Source organism: Geodermatophilus sp. URMC 60, assembly GCF_053502585.1.
Genome location: NZ_CP199958.1, coordinates 5,276,606 through 5,292,310, shown reverse-complemented (window position 1 = coordinate 5,292,310; position 15,705 = coordinate 5,276,606). Strand labels below are relative to the sequence as shown.

14 protein-coding genes are annotated in these 15,705 nt (G+C 74.6%); 9 read left to right on the top strand and 5 right to left on the bottom strand.

Features of this window, described 5'->3' with window-relative positions; genetic code table 11:
* Position 1: 1 nt before the first annotated feature.
* The 7 genes from ACWIX3_RS24915 (at position 2) to hpf (ending at position 8,917) form a co-directional block, all read left to right on the top strand.
* Entirely contained in the window at positions 2-916 is a 915-nt protein-coding gene (locus ACWIX3_RS24915) for an HNH endonuclease family protein (protein ID WP_448610025.1), read from the top strand.
* Between the two features lie 169 nt (positions 917-1,085).
* Entirely contained in the window at positions 1,086-2,570 is a 1,485-nt protein-coding gene (ahcY, locus tag ACWIX3_RS24910) for an adenosylhomocysteinase (protein WP_448610024.1), read from the top strand.
* A gap of 237 nt (positions 2,571-2,807) precedes the next feature.
* Entirely contained in the window at positions 2,808-3,524 is a 717-nt protein-coding gene (gene mtrA / locus ACWIX3_RS24905) for an MtrAB system response regulator MtrA (RefSeq protein WP_448610023.1), read from the top strand.
* Positions 3,525-3,689: 165 nt separating this feature from the next.
* Entirely contained in the window at positions 3,690-5,435 is a 1,746-nt protein-coding gene (gene mtrB / locus ACWIX3_RS24900; RefSeq protein ID WP_448610022.1) for an MtrAB system histidine kinase MtrB, read from the top strand.
* Positions 5,432-7,159, top strand: a complete 1,728-nt coding sequence (locus ACWIX3_RS24895) for an LpqB family beta-propeller domain-containing protein (RefSeq protein WP_448610021.1) — start codon at positions 5,432-5,434, stop codon at positions 7,157-7,159. The genes mtrB and ACWIX3_RS24895 overlap by 4 nt, the downstream gene beginning before the upstream one ends.
* A gap of 265 nt (positions 7,160-7,424) precedes the next feature.
* The gene (locus tag ACWIX3_RS24890; protein ID WP_448610020.1) at positions 7,425-8,192 is read left to right on the top strand and encodes a ComF family protein; all 768 of its coding nucleotides are present in this window, start codon (positions 7,425-7,427) and stop codon (positions 8,190-8,192) included.
* 38 nt (positions 8,193-8,230) lie between these two features.
* Complete coding sequence (gene hpf, locus ACWIX3_RS24885; protein WP_448610019.1) at positions 8,231-8,917, top strand: ribosome hibernation-promoting factor, HPF/YfiA family; 687 nt, start codon at positions 8,231-8,233, stop codon at positions 8,915-8,917.
* Positions 8,918-8,958: 41 nt separating this feature from the next.
* Here the strand turns inward: hpf and ACWIX3_RS24880 are convergent, their stop codons facing one another.
* Together ACWIX3_RS24880 and ACWIX3_RS24875 are read right to left on the bottom strand one after the other, a co-directional pair.
* A complete protein-coding gene (locus tag ACWIX3_RS24880; protein ID WP_448610018.1) occupies positions 8,959-9,537 on the bottom strand; it encodes a GNAT family N-acetyltransferase in 579 nt (192 codons plus the stop codon).
* Positions 9,538-9,547: 10 nt separating this feature from the next.
* On the bottom strand, positions 9,548-9,940 hold the full coding sequence (locus ACWIX3_RS24875) for a pyridoxamine 5'-phosphate oxidase family protein (RefSeq protein ID WP_448610017.1): 393 nt from the start codon (positions 9,938-9,940) through the stop codon (positions 9,548-9,550).
* Between the two features lie 56 nt (positions 9,941-9,996).
* Between ACWIX3_RS24875 and secA the strand changes: the two genes are divergently transcribed.
* Positions 9,997-13,113: a preprotein translocase subunit SecA gene (gene secA, locus ACWIX3_RS24870; protein WP_448610016.1), complete on the top strand. Its 3,117-nt coding sequence runs from the start codon at positions 9,997-9,999 to the stop codon at positions 13,111-13,113.
* 59 nt (positions 13,114-13,172) lie between these two features.
* Here the strand turns inward: secA and ACWIX3_RS24865 are convergent, their stop codons facing one another.
* Positions 13,173-13,754 carry an Rv3235 family protein gene (locus ACWIX3_RS24865; RefSeq protein ID WP_448610015.1) on the bottom strand — a complete coding sequence of 194 codons (582 nt, stop codon included), beginning with the start codon at positions 13,752-13,754 and terminating at the stop codon, positions 13,173-13,175.
* 39 nt (positions 13,755-13,793) lie between these two features.
* Positions 13,794-14,507 carry a hypothetical protein gene (locus ACWIX3_RS24860; RefSeq protein WP_448610014.1) on the bottom strand — a complete coding sequence of 238 codons (714 nt, stop codon included), beginning with the start codon at positions 14,505-14,507 and terminating at the stop codon, positions 13,794-13,796.
* Between the two features lie 102 nt (positions 14,508-14,609).
* Here ACWIX3_RS24860 and ACWIX3_RS24855 point away from each other — a divergent pair, with 102 nt between their 5' ends.
* A complete protein-coding gene (locus ACWIX3_RS24855) occupies positions 14,610-15,179 on the top strand; it encodes a hypothetical protein (protein WP_448610013.1) in 570 nt (189 codons plus the stop codon).
* Positions 15,180-15,259: 80 nt separating this feature from the next.
* On the opposite strand, the gene ACWIX3_RS24850 is transcribed toward ACWIX3_RS24855, so the two are convergent.
* Positions 15,260-15,535: a helix-turn-helix domain-containing protein gene (locus ACWIX3_RS24850; RefSeq protein ID WP_448610012.1), complete on the bottom strand. Its 276-nt coding sequence runs from the start codon at positions 15,533-15,535 to the stop codon at positions 15,260-15,262.
* Positions 15,536-15,705 lie beyond the last annotated feature (170 nt).

Genomic DNA, 15,705 nt, shown 5'->3' with positions numbered 1-15,705 from the left:
CGTGCCGACCCGTCCCGACCCGGTGCTCCGCCTGCCCGCCCGGCGAGCACCGCTGGCCGCGCTGCTGCTGCTCCTCACCGGTTGCGGCCTGCTGCCGAGCACCGAGCAGCCGGCCGGCGGCCCGCTGACCGGGATCCTGGACGACGCGGCCGTGGAGGAGGCGATCTCCGTCGCGCCCCCGGACTCCGCACTGGCCGCCCTCGGCGAGGTGGCGGTACGCGGCCGGGCACCGCGCACCGGCTACGAGCGCGAGGAGTTCGGCGACGGCTGGGTGGACACCGACCGCAACGGCTGTGACACGCGCAACGACGTGCTGGCCCGCGACCTGGCCGGCGAGGAGTTCCGGCCCGGCTCCGACTGCGTCGTCGTCTCCGGCACCCTGGACGACCCCTACTCCGGGCGCACCATCGAGTTCCGCCGCGGCGAGGACACCAGCGACGACGTGCAGATCGACCACGTCGTCGCGCTCTCCGACGCCTGGCAGAAGGGCGCGCAGGGGTGGGACGCCGACCGGCGCACCGCCTTCGCCAACGACCCGCTCAACCTGCTCGCCGTCGACGGGCCGCTCAACATGCAGAAGGGGGACGGCGACGCCGCGACGTGGCTGCCGCCCGACACGTCCTACCGGTGCGCCTACGTCGCGCGTCAGGTTGCGGTGAAGACCGGCTACGGACTGTGGGTCACCCGCGCCGAGCGCAACGCGGCCGCCACGGTGCTCTCCGGCTGCCCGGACGAGCCGCTGCCCGGCAGCGACCCGTCGACGGACGTCGCCGTGGATGCGGCGCCGGCGCCCTCGGCCACCGTCTACGCCGACTGCGACGCGGTGCGTGCGGCGGGCGCGGCCCCGATCCGGCGGGGCGAGCCGGGGTGGAGCGACGGGTTCGACGGGGACGGCGACGGCGTCGGGTGCGAGTGAGGGGACCGCCGCCCGCGTATCCTGGACGACGGCACGAGCCCCGCCGAGGCCTCGGCACGCTCGCTCACGCAGCCTCCCCGCCGGTGCTGGTCGCCGGCACGCGCGAGGCTGCTCCGTCAGCGACCGACGCGAGACCCGGCCCAGCGTGCCGGGCGATCCCTGGAGCGACATGACCGCCACCACCGGCACCCGTGTACTGACCGACGGCGACTTCAAGGTCGCCGACCTCTCCCTGGCCGGCTTCGGCCGGAAGGAGATCCAGCTCGCCGAGCACGAGATGCCCGGCCTCATGGCCCTGCGCGCCGAGTACGGCGACGAGCAGCCGCTGGCCGGGGCCCGCATCGCCGGCTCCCTGCACATGACCGTCCAGACCGCCGTCCTCATCGAGACCCTCGTCGCCCTGGGCGCCGACGTCCGCTGGGTCAGCTGCAACATCTTCTCCACCCAGGACCACGCCGCCGCGGCGATCGTCGTCGGCGACGGCACCCCCGAGGAGCCCGCCGGCGTCCCGGTGTTCGCCTGGAAGGGCGAGACGCTGGAGGAGTACTGGTGGTGCACCCAGCGCCTGTTCGAGTTCCGCGACGAGAGCGGGGCCGTGGTCGGGCCGAACATGCTGCTCGACGACGGCGGCGACGCCACCCTGCTGGTGCACCTGGGCACCCGCTTCGAGTCCGACGGCGCCGTCCCCGACACCACGGAGGCCGACTCCGAGGAGTACGGCGTCATCCTCGAGGCCCTGCGCGGCACGCTCGCGCAGGACGGGCAGTACTGGACCAGCATCGGCCAGGGCATCGCCGGGGTCACCGAGGAGACCACCACCGGGGTCATGCGGCTCTACGAGCTCGCCCGCGACGGCCGGCTGTTGTTCCCGGCGATCAACGTCAACGACTCGGTCACCAAGAGCAAGTTCGACAACCTCTACGGCTGCCGGCACTCGCTCATCGACGGCCTCAACCGGGCCACCGACGTGATGATCGGCGGCAAGGTGGCCGTCGTCTGCGGCTACGGCGACGTCGGCAAGGGCTGTGCCGAGTCGCTGCGCGGCCAGGGCGCCCGCGTCATCGTCACCGAGATCGACCCGATCAACGCCCTGCAGGCGGCGATGCACGGTTACGAGGTCACCACGCTCGACGAGGTGATCGGCAAGGCCGACATCGTCATCACGGCCACCGGCAACCGCGACATCATCTCCGCCGAGGAGCTCGGGCGGACCAAGCACCAGGCGATCATCGGCAACATCGGCCACTTCGACAACGAGATCGACATGGCCGGCCTGGCGCGGACCCCGGGCATAGAGCGGACGACGATCAAGCCGCAGGTCGACGAGTGGCGGTTCGCCGACGGCCACACGATCATCGTGCTCTCCGAGGGCCGGCTGCTGAACCTGGGCAACGCCACCGGGCACCCCAGCTTCGTCATGAGCGCCTCGTTCTCCAACCAGGTGCTCGCCCAGATCGAGCTGTGGACCAACCGGGCCGCCTACGAGGGCGAGGCGCCGACCGTCACGGTCCTGCCCAAGAAGCTCGACGAGCACGTGGCCCGGCTGCACCTCGACGCCCTCGGCGTGAAGCTCACCGAGCTGACCAAGGTGCAGGCCGACTACATCGGCGTCCCGGTCGAGGGCCCCTACAAGAGCGACCACTACCGCTACTGAGGGACGACCCTCCTGCCCCGACCGCTCGTAGCAGGACCCCCTCCTGCCCACCCTTCGCAGGCTCAGGGCGGGGCCCGGGACGGGGCAGGTCATCACGTCACCGGGCTCGGCGCGGGGCCCTGCCCACCCCTCGCGGGGTCGGGGACGCCCGGGAGAGCCATGCGATCGGGGCACCGGGGACACCCGTCCGGAGCACTCCGGGCGGGTGTCCCCGCTTCCGTCCCCGAGCAGCGCAGAATGGTCGCCGTGCCACCCACCGCTGCCCAGAACGGCCCCTCCCGCGGCCGAGTCCTGGTCGTCGACGACGACGCCGCCCTCGCCGAGATGCTCGGTATCGTGCTCCGGCGCGAGGGCTACGAACCGGCGTTCGTCTCCGACGGCAACCGCGCGGTGGGCGTGTTCCAGCAGACCCGCCCGGACATCGTGCTGCTCGACCTGATGCTGCCCGGCCGCAACGGTCTGCAGATCTGCCAGGACATCCGCACGCAGTCGACCGTCCCGATCGTCATGCTCACCGCCAAGGGCGACACCCTCGACGTCGTCCAGGGGCTCGAGGCCGGCGCCGACGACTACGTCATTAAGCCTTTCAAGCCGGTGGAGCTGGTCGCCCGGGTGCGCGCGCAGCTGCGTCGGGGCGAGACCGGGCAGGCCGAGAACCTGAGCATCGGCGACGTGCAGATCGACGTCCCGGCACACCAGGTCACGCGGGACGGCGTCCCGATCGCGCTGACCCCGCTGGAGTTCGACCTGCTGGTCGCGCTGGCCCGCAAGCCGCGCCAGGTCTTCACCCGCGAGCTGCTGCTCGAGCAGGTGTGGGGTTACCGGCACGCCGCGGACACCCGGCTGGTCAACGTCCACGTGCAGCGGCTGCGGGCGAAGATCGAGCGGGACCCCGAGAAGCCGGAGATCGTCCTGACGGTGCGAGGAGTCGGCTACAAGGCCGGACCCCCGTGAGCGAGCAGGCCCGTGAGCAGCGCAGCGAGGGCCGGAGCCGACAGCGAGTGAGCAGCGCAGCGAGCTCTGCGAGCGAGGAGCGGCGCGACCGCGGAGGCGACCGGTGACCTCGGCGAGGAGCGGAGCGGGCCGCGGGAGCGAAGCGATGTGCTCCGTGACCCGGCCGTGAGCACCACGCGGCCCGCGCCGCCCGCGACCGACGCGTCGCCCGAGGCGCCGTCGTCCTCCCGTGCCGTCGGCCCGGCCGGGGCGCCCGAGCCGCGCCGGCCGCTGCCGCCCGACCTCGGCGCGCTGCGGCGCGGAATGCGCCGGCGGGCCACCCGCACGCGGCGGCTGGCGCAGCGGCTGGCCGCGCGGGCGGCGGCCGCCTGGCGCTCGTCCCTGCACGTCCGGATCGGGACGATCACCATGCTGGTCGCCGGCACGGTCGTGGTCATCGTGAGCCTGGTGCTGTTCAGCCAGATCCGAGAGCAGCTGCTCTCGGTCAAGGAGCAGGCGGCCATCGACCAGGTGCAGACCGGTGTCGTCTACGCGCAGAGCGAGGTCGCGGGCATCGCCGCCGGAGACGGCGCGAGCGTGCGGGCGACGCTGGACCGGACGGTCAAACAGCTCAAGGAGCGCGGCAGCCCGGCCGGTGACTTCGAGGTCGTCATGGTCTACCGGACCGGCGACTCCGAGCGGCCCCCCGCCGTCAGCCAGCGGGGCATCTACCCGGCGATCCCCACCCAGCTGCGGGCCGGCGTCGCCTCCGGCGGCCAGTACGCGCAGTACGTGATGGTCCCCGACGGCGGCGGGCAGCCCCGGCCCACCTACCTCGTCGGTGCCCCCGTGCCGACCGGCGCGGGCAGCGCCGAGCAGATCGAGCTCTACTACGCCTTCCCGCTCGACCAGGAGGCGGAGAGCCTGTCGCTGTTCCGCAGCACGGTGGTCATCAGCGGCATCGCCCTCACCCTCTTCGTCGTCGGGATCGCCCTCCTCGTGACCCGGCTGGTCGTCGACCCGGTGCGCCGGGCCGCGGGGATCGCGCAGCGGCTGGCGGAGGGCCAGTTGGAGGAGCGGATGGCCGTGCGCGGCGAGGACGACCTCGCCCGGCTGGCGACCAGCTTCAACGCGATGGCCGACAGCCTGCAGCGGCAGATCACCCAGCTCGAGTCGCTGTCCCAGCTGCAGCAGCGCTTCACCTCCGACGTCTCGCACGAGCTGCGCACGCCGCTGACCACGGTGCAGATGGCCGCCGAGGTGCTCTACGAGTCGCGCGCGGACTTCCCGGCGCACGTGGCGCGCTCGGCGGAGCTGATGCACACCGAGCTCGACCGCTTCGAGGTGCTCCTCACCGACCTGCTGGAGATCAGCCGCTACGACGCCGGGGCCGCCGTCCTCGACTGGGAACCCACCGACCTCGGCGCCCTGGTGCGCCGGGTGGCGGCCGGGATGTCGGCGCTGGCCGAGCGGCACGGATGCGAGCTCACGGTCTCCGGACCCGGCCAGGACGTCATCGCCGAGGTCGACGCCCGGCGGGTGGAGCGCATCCTGCGCAACCTGGTCGGCAACGCGATCGAGCACGGCACCGGCAAGCCGGTGGAGATCGCCTGGGCGGCCAACCGGACGGCGGCCGCGGTCACCGTGCGCGACCACGGGGTGGGGCTCTCCCCGGCCGAGGCGCAGCACGTGTTCGACCGGTTCTGGCGCGCCGACCCCTCGCGGGTGCGCACCGTCGGCGGGAGCGGGCTGGGGCTGTCGATCAGCCTGGAGGACGCGCGGCTGCACGGCGGCTGGCTGCAGGTGTGGGGGCAGCCCGGCGTCGGCGCGCAGTTCCGGCTCACGCTGCCGCTGGCTGCCGGCACCGACCTCACCAGCTCGCCGCTGCCGCTGCGGCCGGCGGCACTGCGCCGGCCCGGGGGTGCGGGGTGAGCCGCCGCGGCGCCGTCCTCGCCGCCGCCCTGCTGGCCCTGCTCGGCGGCTGCTCGACGGTCCCGACGAGTTCCCCGCCCGCGCAGATCACCCAGGCGCCGCCGCGTGCGGAGACCCCGGTCGGCATCGAGCCGCTGTCGCCGGAGGCCGGCGCCACGCCGGAGGAGGTCGTCCGCGGCTTCCTCGACGCCGCCGCCAGCACGGTGCGCGGGCACCCCGTCGCGCGCGAGCACCTGGCCACCGAGCCGCAGGGGTCGTGGTCGGACGACGCCGGCATCACCCTGCTCGGTGCCGACTACGCCACCGTCACCACCAAGGCGGGCACCGTCGTCGTGACCGGCGAGCTGGTCGGCACGATCGACCAGCGCGGCGGGTTCACGGTGGGCGGCCAGGAGGTCTACTCGCGGGAGTTCCGGCTCGAGCAGGTCGGCGGCGAGTGGCGGATCAGCGACCCGCCCGACGGGCTGCTCATGCTCGAGCCGGACTTCGAGCGGCTCTACGAGCGGCGCGAGCTCTACTTCCTCGACCCGACCGGCCAGCGCATCGTCCCCGACCCGCGGTACGTGATCAGCGGCGAGTCGCAGCCGACGGTGCTGGTCGAGCGGCTGCTCGAGGGGCCGTCGGCGGTGCTGGCCGCGGGTGTCGTCAACGAGCTGGCGGGCGCCACGCTGGGCAGCACGGTGACGGTCTCGGCGCAAGCGGTCACCGTCGACCTGACCGGGGTCGCCGACGCGCCGCAGTCCCGGCTGGCGGGGCTCTCCGCCCAGTTGGTCTGGACGCTGGGCCAGCTGCCGTCGGTGCGCTCGGTGGAGGTCCTCGTCGACGGCGACCCGCTGACCCTCGACGGCGTCCCGGCGATGCAGACCGTCGACACCTGGACGGCCCTCGACCCGGACGCCGCCCCGGTGGACGCGGTCGGCCACTACCTCGTCGACGGCGCGCTGTGGACCGCGACCGAGGCCCCTGCCCCGGTGCCGGGGCCGGCCGGTGCCGGCGCGTACGGGCTCTCCAGCGCCGCGGTCGCGACCGACCCCAGCACCGGCCAGCTGACGCAGATGGTGGGGGTGACCGAGCGGGACGGCCAGGCGACCCTGCTCACCGGCTCCTACGGCCGCGACCTGACCCCGGTGCTGCCCAGCAACTCCCTGACCGTGCCCACGGTGGCCCCCGCCCGGCAGGAGTTCTGGCTGGTCCGCGACGGCTCGACGGTGGTGCGGGTGCCCGCCGGCGGCCCTCCGCAGGCCGTCAACGCCGTCACGCTGCCGGGCCTGGGCCGGGCCACGGCGCTGCAGCTCTCACCCGACGGCGTCCGCGCGGCCGTCGTGGTGGAGGACGGCCAGCGGCAGAGCCTGCACGTCGGCACCGTCGTCCGCTCCGAAGACGGCCCGGTGGCGCTGCGCGACTGGCGCGAGGTGGCCCCGGCGCTGGGCCAGGTGGTCGACGTCGCGTGGCGGACCTCCGGCAGCCTCCTGGTGCTGGCCGGCGACGCCGGCGAGGAGCGCACCGTCCCGTACACGGTCGGGGTCGACGGGTGGGACCTCTCGCCGGTGCCCACCGCAGGGCTGCCCAGCCAGGCCACCGAGGTCGCCGCCGCCCCCGGGCGCCCGCCGCTGGTCAGTGCCGGCGGCACGATCTGGGAGTGGCAGGTCGCCGGGGGGACGTGGGTGACCCTGGTCCGCGGCCAGCAGCCCCAGCCGGGCACCGAGCCCTTCTACCCGGGGTGAGGAGAGGACCCCGTCCCTGACCCGCCACTCGGAGGAGGAGCCCGTCCTCCCCACCCCTCGTGGCAGGACCCCCTGCTCCCACCACTCGGCCTCGTCCAGGGCACCGCCCCGAGCTTGCGAGGGTGGGGGAGGACGAGGTCCCTTCCGCCTGCAGGGGCCGGCGGGAGCCGGGAGGTGGGCCACGCGGAGAGGCCGGGCTGCGCTCGTCGTCCACAGATCGCCGGCGACCCTGGGTCCTGCGGGGGTGGGGCGCGAGGCTGGGGGAGTGGACGGCGGGGTGCTCGCGGCGCTGGCCGACCTGCTGCTGCCGCGCGAGTGTGCCGGGTGCGGCGTGCCCGGCGCCGTCCTCTGCCGGCGGTGCGCCGCGCTGCTCGCCGTCCCGCACCTGGCCCAGCCACGCCGCTTCCCGGCGGGCTTCCCGCCGACGGTGGCCGCCGGCGCCTACGACGGGCCGGTGCGCCCTGCGGTCAACGCCTTCAAGGAGCGCGGCCGCGCCGAGCTGGCCCGCCCGCTGGGCGCGGCCCTGGCGCTGGCCGTCGCCGGTGTGCTCACCGGGCTCTCCGCGCGTCCGGGGCCGGTCCGGCTGGTCCCGGTGCCCAGCGGCGCCGCCGCGCTGCGCACCCGCGGCCGGGACCACGTCCGGGAGCTGACCGGTCGCGCGGTCGCCGAGCTGCAGGCGGCCGGCGTGCCCGCGGCCGAGGCGCGGCTGCTGCGCCGCAGCGGGCGCGCCGCGGACTCCGCGGGCCTCTCCGCGGCGCAGCGGCGGGCCAACCTGGCCGGCACCTTCGCGGTGCGCGCCGACTCGCGCGAGCTGCCGATCGGGACGGTGCTCGTGGTCGTCGACGACGTCGTGACCAGTGGCGCCACGCTCACCGAGGCCGCCACCGTGCTCGCGTCGGCGACCGGCCGGGAGGGTCCTCCGGTGCTCGCCGCGGTCGTCGCGGCCACCCCTCGGCGTGCCGTTCCGGGGAGGCCGGCGCGCCCCAGTGGGGGTCCGGCAGATCGACTGTCGGGACCCGGCGACCGGGACTAGCGTGGGTTCGATCACAACCCGAACGACCGGGAGGTCTCATGGAGATCGTGGTCCGTGGCCGCAACGTCGAAGTCCCCGAGCACTACCGACAGCACGTCGAGGACAAGGTCGGCAGCCTCGAGCGCTTCGACGGCAAGCTGAAGATCCTGCGCATCGACGTGGAGCTCTTCCACGAGAAGAACCCACGTCAGTCCGGCAAGTGCCAGCGCGTGGAGATCACGCTCCGCGGCAAGGGCCCGGTCGTCCGGGCCGAGGCCGCTGCGCCGGACTTCTACGCGGCGCTGGACCTGGCCACCGGCAAGCTCGACCACCGGCTGCGCAAGGCCGCGGACCGCCGCCGCGTCCACCACGGACGCCGCACCCCGGCCAGCGTCCGGGTCGGTGGCGGTGCCCCCGACGCCGACGTCCTGGAGGCCCTCGACCGGGACCGGCAACTCGCCGAGGGCCCGCACGTCACCGACCTCGACGAGCACCTACCCGGGCAGATCGTGCGGGAGAAGCACCACCCCGCCACCCCGATGCACGTCGACCAGGCCCTCCACGAGATGGAGCTGGTCGGCCACGACTTCTTCCTCTTCATGTGCGCCGACACCGGGCAGCCGACGGTCGTGTACCGCCGGCACGCCTACGACTACGGGCTCATCCGGCTCGTCGACGCGCCGCTCGACGGCGCCGCCGCGCGGCAGTCCGCCTCCGCCGCGGAGCCCGCGGCGACCCGGGCCTGACACCGGGGCGGGGGTGCGGCGACCCCGCACCCCCGCCCCGCTCAGTCCCCGGGCACCCGCCCGAAGAGCACCGCGTCGGTCCAGCTCCCGTCCCGCTGGTCCAGGCACCGGCGGACGACGCCCTCGCGGAGGAACCCGGCCCGTTCGGCCACCCGCTGCGACGCGGTGTTCGCGACGTCGGTGTACAGGTGGACCCGGAACGCGCCGTGTGCCAGCGCCCAGTCCGCGAGCCCGCGGGCGGCCTCGGCGGCGTGGCCCCGGCCGCGGGCCCAGGGCGCGATCCAGTAGCCGATCTCGGGCCCCAGCCGCGCGCCGTCCAGCAGGTGGTGCAGACCGCAGGAGCCGACCAGCTCCCCGTGGGCCTCGACCGCGCAGATCAGCTCCCGGCCCTCGGCGCGCCCGCGGAGGGCGACGCCGGTGACGAACGCCTCCGCGTCGGCCCGCGTGTAGGGCTCCGGGAGGTTGGCCAGCCAGCGCCTGCTCTCCGGGTCCTGGCAGGCGCGGAACACCGCGTCGACGTCGTCCGCGCGGAACGGGCGCAGCACCAGCCGCGCGGTGCGGACCACCTCGTTGGTCAGGTCGACGCCGGAGAGGTCCAGGGCCCTCGGTTCTCGGCTCACCCGGCCATGGTCAGGCGTTGCCCAGCACCCGGTCGACAGATATCTCCAGGACCACCCGCGCCGGGTTCTCCCGGGGGGTGCGGTAACGCCGGGCGTAGCGGGCCTCGGCGTCGGCGACGGCGGCGGGGTCGTCCCGCACCGCCGCCGTCCCCTCGAGGGTGACCCAGCGGCGGCCGTCGACCTGGCACACCGCGACCCGCGCGCGGCCGGCGCGGACGTGCCGGGCCTTGGCCGACGTCCCGGAGGTGATGACCCGGGCGGTGCGGGTGGCCGCGTCGTAGGTGACCCCCACCGGCACGACGTGCGGGCTCCCGTCGGCGCGCAGCGTGGTCAGCGTGGCCAGGTGCCGCTCGGTGAGCAGGGCGAGCAGGCCGTCGGGCAGGTCGTCGAGGTCGTACGCCACGTCCGCAGACTCTCAGGTGACCGGATCCGGCCCCGCACACCGCCTACGCTGGAACGGTGGTGTTCTCGAAGATCCTCCGAGCCGGTGAGGGCAAGACCCTCCGGCGACTGAACAAGATCGCGGACGCGGTCGAGTCGCTGGCGGACGACGTCGCCGACCTCACCGACGCGGAGCTGCGTGCCAGGACCGACGAGTTCAAGGAGCGCCTGGAGGAGGGGGAGACCCTCGACCAGCTCCTGCCGGAGGCCTTCGCCGTCGTCCGGGAGGCCGCCACCCGCACGCTCGGCCAGCGGCACTTCCGCGTGCAGGTCATGGGCGGCGCCGCGCTGCACCTGGGCAACATCGCCGAGATGCGCACCGGTGAGGGCAAGACGCTGACCGGTGTCCTGCCCGCGTACCTCAACGCGCTGACCGGCCAGGGCGTGCACGTGGTCACCGTCAACGACTACCTGGCCAAGCGCGACGCCGAGTGGATGGGTCGGGTGCACCGCTTCCTCGGCCTGTCGGTCGGCGTGATCCTCTCCGGTGAGCGCCCGGCGCACCGCCGCGAGCAGTACGCCTGCGACATCACCTACGGCACGAACAACGAGTTCGGCTTCGACTACCTGCGCGACAACATGGCCTGGAGCAAGGCCGACCTCGTGCAGCGCGGGCACCACTTCGCCGTCGTCGACGAGGTGGACTCGATCCTCATCGACGAGGCCCGCACCCCGCTGATCATCAGCGGTCCGGCCGGCGACCCGGCGATGCACCGCTGGTACACCGAGTTCGCCCGGTTGGCCCCGCTGATGCGGCGCGACGTCCACTACGAGGTGGAGGAGGCCAAGCGCACGGTCGCCATCACCGAGGAGGGCGTGGAGTTCGTCGAGGACCAGATCGGCATCGAGAACCTCTACGAGGCGGCCAACACCCCGCTGATCAGCTTCCTCAACAACGCGCTGAAGGCCAAGGAGCTCTACCACCGCGACCAGCAGTACATCGTCAGCAACGGCGAGGTGCTCATCGTCGACGAGTTCACCGGCCGCGTGCTGTCGGGCCGGCGCTACAACGAGGGCATGCACCAGGCCATCGAGGCCAAGGAGCGGGTGCAGATCAAGGACGAGAACCAGACGCTCGCCACGATCACCCTGCAGAACTACTTCCGGCTCTACGAGAAGCTCTCCGGGATGACCGGCACCGCCCAGACCGAGGCGGCCGAGCTCTCGCAGACCTACGGCCTGGGCGTCGTCCCCATCCCGACGAACCGGCCGATGATCCGCGAGGACCGCTCCGACGTCATCTACAAGACGGAGAAGACGAAGTTCGAGGCCGTCATCGACGACATCGCCGAGCGGCACGAGGCCGGACAGCCGGTGCTGGTGGGCACGGCCAGCGTCGAGAAGTCCGAGCTGCTCTCCAAGCTGCTGCTCCAGCGCGGCATCGAGCACGAGGTGCTCAACGCGAAGAACCACGCGCGTGAGGCGCACATCGTCGCCCAGGCGGGGCGGCTGGCCGCGGTCACCGTCGCGACCAACATGGCCGGCCGCGGTACCGACATCCAGCTCGGCGGCAACCCCGACTTCATCGCCGACGAGCAGCTGCGCGCCCGCGGCCTGTCGCCGGCGGAGACGCCGGAGGAGTACGAGGCGGCCTGGGACGGCGCACTGGAGAAGGCCAGGGAGCAGGTCCGGGCCGAGCACGAGCAGGTCACCGAGGCGGGCGGCCTCTACGTGCTGGGCACCGAGCGGCACGAGAGCCGGCGCATCGACAACCAGCTGCGCGGCCGCTCCGGCCGGCAGGGCGACCCGGGGGAGTCGCGGTTCTACCTGTCGCTGGGCGACGACCTCATGCGGCGGTTCAACGGCCCGATGCTCGAGTCGATGATGACGACGCTGCGGGTCCCCGACGACCAGCCGATTGAGTCGAAGATGGTCAGCCGGGCGATCCTGTCGGCGCAGACCCAGGTCGAGCAGCAGAACTTCGAGGTCCGCAAGGACGTCCTGAAGTACGACGAGGTGCTCAACCGCCAGCGCACCGTCATCTACGCCGAGCGGCGCAAGGTGCTCGACGGCGAGGACCTGCACGTGCAGGTCCGCTCGATGGTCGACGAGGTCGTCAGCGCCTACGTCGACGGCGCCACCGAGATGGGCTACGCCGAGGACTGGGACCTCGAGCAGCTGTGGACCGGCCTCAAGGCCCTCTACCCGGTGGGCCTGGACCGCGACGAGCTCGTCGACCGCGTGGCCGACGGCGACCAGGCGGGGCTCTCCGCCGACGTCCTCAAGCGCGAGCTGCTCGACGACGCCAACCGCGCCTACGAGGAGCGCGAGGCCGCCCTCGGCGCGGAGGTCATGCGCGAGCTCGAGCGGCGGGTGCTGCTCTCGGTGCTCGACCGCAAGTGGCGCGAGCACCTCTACGAGATGGACTACCTGCGGGCCGGCATCCACCTGCGCGCGATGGCCAACCGCGACCCGGTCGTGGAGTACCAGCGCGAGGGCTACGACATGTTCATGTCGATGCTCGACGGCATCAAGGAGGAGTCGGTCGGCTTCCTGTTCAACCTGGAGGTCAAGACCAAGGAGGAGCAGGACGCCGAGGCCCGGGCCAAGCAGGCCGAGGCCGAGGCGAAGGCCCTGGCGGCGGCGCAGGAGGGGACGGCGCGGGTGCTGGCCCGGCAGGCGGCCGCGCAGGCCGCGGCGGCGCCTCCCGCCCCGGCTCCGGCGGCCCCGGCGCCGGCTCCCTCGGCTCCGGCACCGTCGGCTCCCAGTGCTCCGGCCCCGGCTGCCGCTGCGGCGCAGCCGGCTCCGGTCCCGGTCGAGAGCAACGGGACCGCGCCGGCTCCGGCCCCTGCCGCCCAGACCCCCGCTCCCGCGCCGGCGGCCCGCCGCACGGGGACGGCTCGGCGCGGTCGGCACGCCGCGCCCGAGGCCGTGCCGGCGCCCGAGGTCGAGGAGCCGGTGTCCTCGGGCACCGGGCCGGAGTTGTCGGTCAAGGGTCTCGACGACCCGCACCGCAGCGACCAGCTCAGCTACTCCGCACCCGGCCTGGACGCCTCGGCCAAGGAGAGCGGCCGGGTCAAGGCGGCCAAGAGCGCGACCGTGACCGGCACCAGGGAGCCGGCCCGCAACGCGCCGTGCCCCTGCGGCTCGGGCAAGAAGTACAAGGTCTGCCACGGAGCGCCCTCGCGCGCCTGAGCACCTGCGACGACGCCCCCTCGGCTACCTGCCGGGGGGCGTCGCCGTCCGCGGTCCGCTCATCCGATCTGGAGTGCGGTGCACCGCCACCGGCCGTCGATGCCCTCGAGTCGCGCGGCGACCGCGTGCGCCCGGCCCGACCGACGGGCCACCGCGCTGACCTCGGCGACCCCGTCGACCGGCTCGCAGACGTGCACCGGGCCGAGCAGCACCGGCGCGGTCCCGCCGGCGCACCACCGGGGCCGGCGCCCGTTGGTGAGCGCCGCGTAGACGCCCAGGGCGGTGAGGGGCTGCACCTGGCTGAGCGGACGCCGGCCGGCCAGTCCCTCGAGGGTGAGCAGCAGCAGCCGGCGGGCGGCGACGCGCGGATCGGGGAGGTCGGCACGGGCCGACCAGGTCGGCTCGGAGCCCGGCACGAACCCCGCGGACGGCTCCTCCGGACGCGGCCGAGGACCGGGCCGGTGCGGTGCCCGCGGGACAGCGACACCCGGCAGGACGAGCCGCAGCACCGGCTCCGGGTCCAGCGGCGGCTGCGGCGTCGGGACGACGGTGAGCCGCAGGGTGGCCGTGCGCAGCGGCTGCGGGCCCGTCTCGGGCGCGGTGTCGGCGGCAGGTCGGGCGGGGGTGGCGGGTGCGGTCATCAGGGGCTCCGGGGTGCGGGTGGTCAGGGGTCGGAGGCGTCAGGACGCCGGCGGCGGGCGCAGCACCTGGCCCGGGAGCAGGAGGTCGGGGTCGGGTCCGATCACGGCGGCGTTCGCCTGCCACCAGGCGTCGACGGCGGCGGCCACCTCGTCGTCCGTCGGGCTGCCGCCGCCGGACAGCCGGGCGAGGTCGGCGGCGGCGATGTCCCACAGGCACTCGCCACGCAGGACGACGTGCCCGTTCCCGACCGGGGCCGGCCAGTCGGGCACCGGTGCGGGGTCGCCGGGTGCGGGGGCCGGCGCAGGTGGGCCCGGCCAGTCCGCGACGGGACCTTGCGGCGGAGCGGCGGGACCCTGGGCGGAGGCGACGGTGACGGCCGGGAGCGGAGCGGCGGTGCACCCGGCCAGCAGCGGGCCGCCGGTCGCCAGCCCCACCCCGAGGGCGAGGGCCGCTGCCCGCCGGGCAGCGGCGGGTAGCAGGCACCGGGTGAGCGCCCGCGCGAGCGTGCCGGCGGCACCCGGCAGCGCCGAGAGTGCCGTCAGGCTCAGGCCGAGGGCGCCCCACAGCCAGACGGCCCAGGCCAGCGCCGCGACACCGGCGACCAGCACCGTCTCGGGGCCGACGGTGTCGACGGCGCGCTGCAGGTCGAGGCCGGTGGCGGCGACCGCGCCGAGGTCGGGGGTGACCGCGCGGAGGCCGGCGGCCGCAGCAGCCAGCGCCGCGGTCGTCCCCAGCAGGCGCCTGATCGACATGTCTCCTCCTCGACTCGTCGACGTCGCTGTGTGACTAAAGCAAGCAAATGCACGCAAACGCAAGGTTCGAGCACACTAGGGTGGAAACCGAGGAGGTGGCGGATGCGGTGGCAACGGCTCTTCGCCGACCTGCAGGCGGAGTTCGACGAGGCGGAGGCCGCGGCCGAGCGGGCGGAGGACGCCTCGCGCCGGCGGGCGGAGACCGGCGCCGTCCGGCTGGTGGACCGGCTGGCCGGTGCGCTGGGCCGTCCGCTGGACCTGCGGTGTTCCGGCGCCGGGAACGTGTCAGGTGAGCTGGTCGAGGTCGGCGCCGATTGGCTGCTGCTGACCGACGACGGCCGCCGCGAGGTGCTCGTGGCCACGTCGACGGTGCGGACGGTCGCCGGACTGGGACGGGGAACGGCCCCGGCCGAGGACCCCGGTCCGGTGCGCGCCCGGCTGGACCTGCGGCGGGCGCTGCGCGGGCTGGCCCGCGACCGCAGCGTCGTGCAGGTCGTCCTGGACGACGGGGCGGTGTACGTCGGCACCGTGGACGGCGTCGGCGCCGACCACGTCGAGCTGGCCGAGCACGCGGCCGACCAGCCGCGCCGGGCGGCGGCCGTGCGAGGTGTGCGGGCGATCGCCCTGCCGGCGGTCGCGGTGGTGCGGACGCTGACGCCCGGGCTGGACTGACCGTGAGCCTGGCCGGGTCCGCCGGCCCGGACCGGCCCGGACGGGCCCCGGTGGAACGGTTCCGGGGCGCGGTGCGCCGGTCAGGTCCGGCGGCGCCCTCCGGAGCCGGTCGACGCGTCGTCGGGCTCGGCCTGCTCCTCTGCGGCGGGCTCCGCGGGCACGGTGCCGGCTCGGGCCTCGGCGTACTTCTGCGCGATGAAGCGCTCGAGCTCCTCGTTCTCGACCCGCCACTGGCCGCGGCCGCCGATCTGGATGGCGATCAGCTCCTTGCGGCGCACCAGCGCGTAGGCCTGCGACCACGAGACGTTGAGGATCTCGGCGACGTCGTCGAGGGTCAGGAACCGCGGTGTGGGCATCAGGTCTCCGTCCGGTCCCGGACAGTCTGGCAGCCCCGTCCGGGTGGCATGCGTGTCGTCCACAACCCCGAACGTGTGGACAGCGCCTGCACGTACCGGTGTCCCTGACCCATCATCTGCGTCCGACCGTGGCCCACCCGTGCCGTCCACGGCGTCCGTGCAGAGGGAGG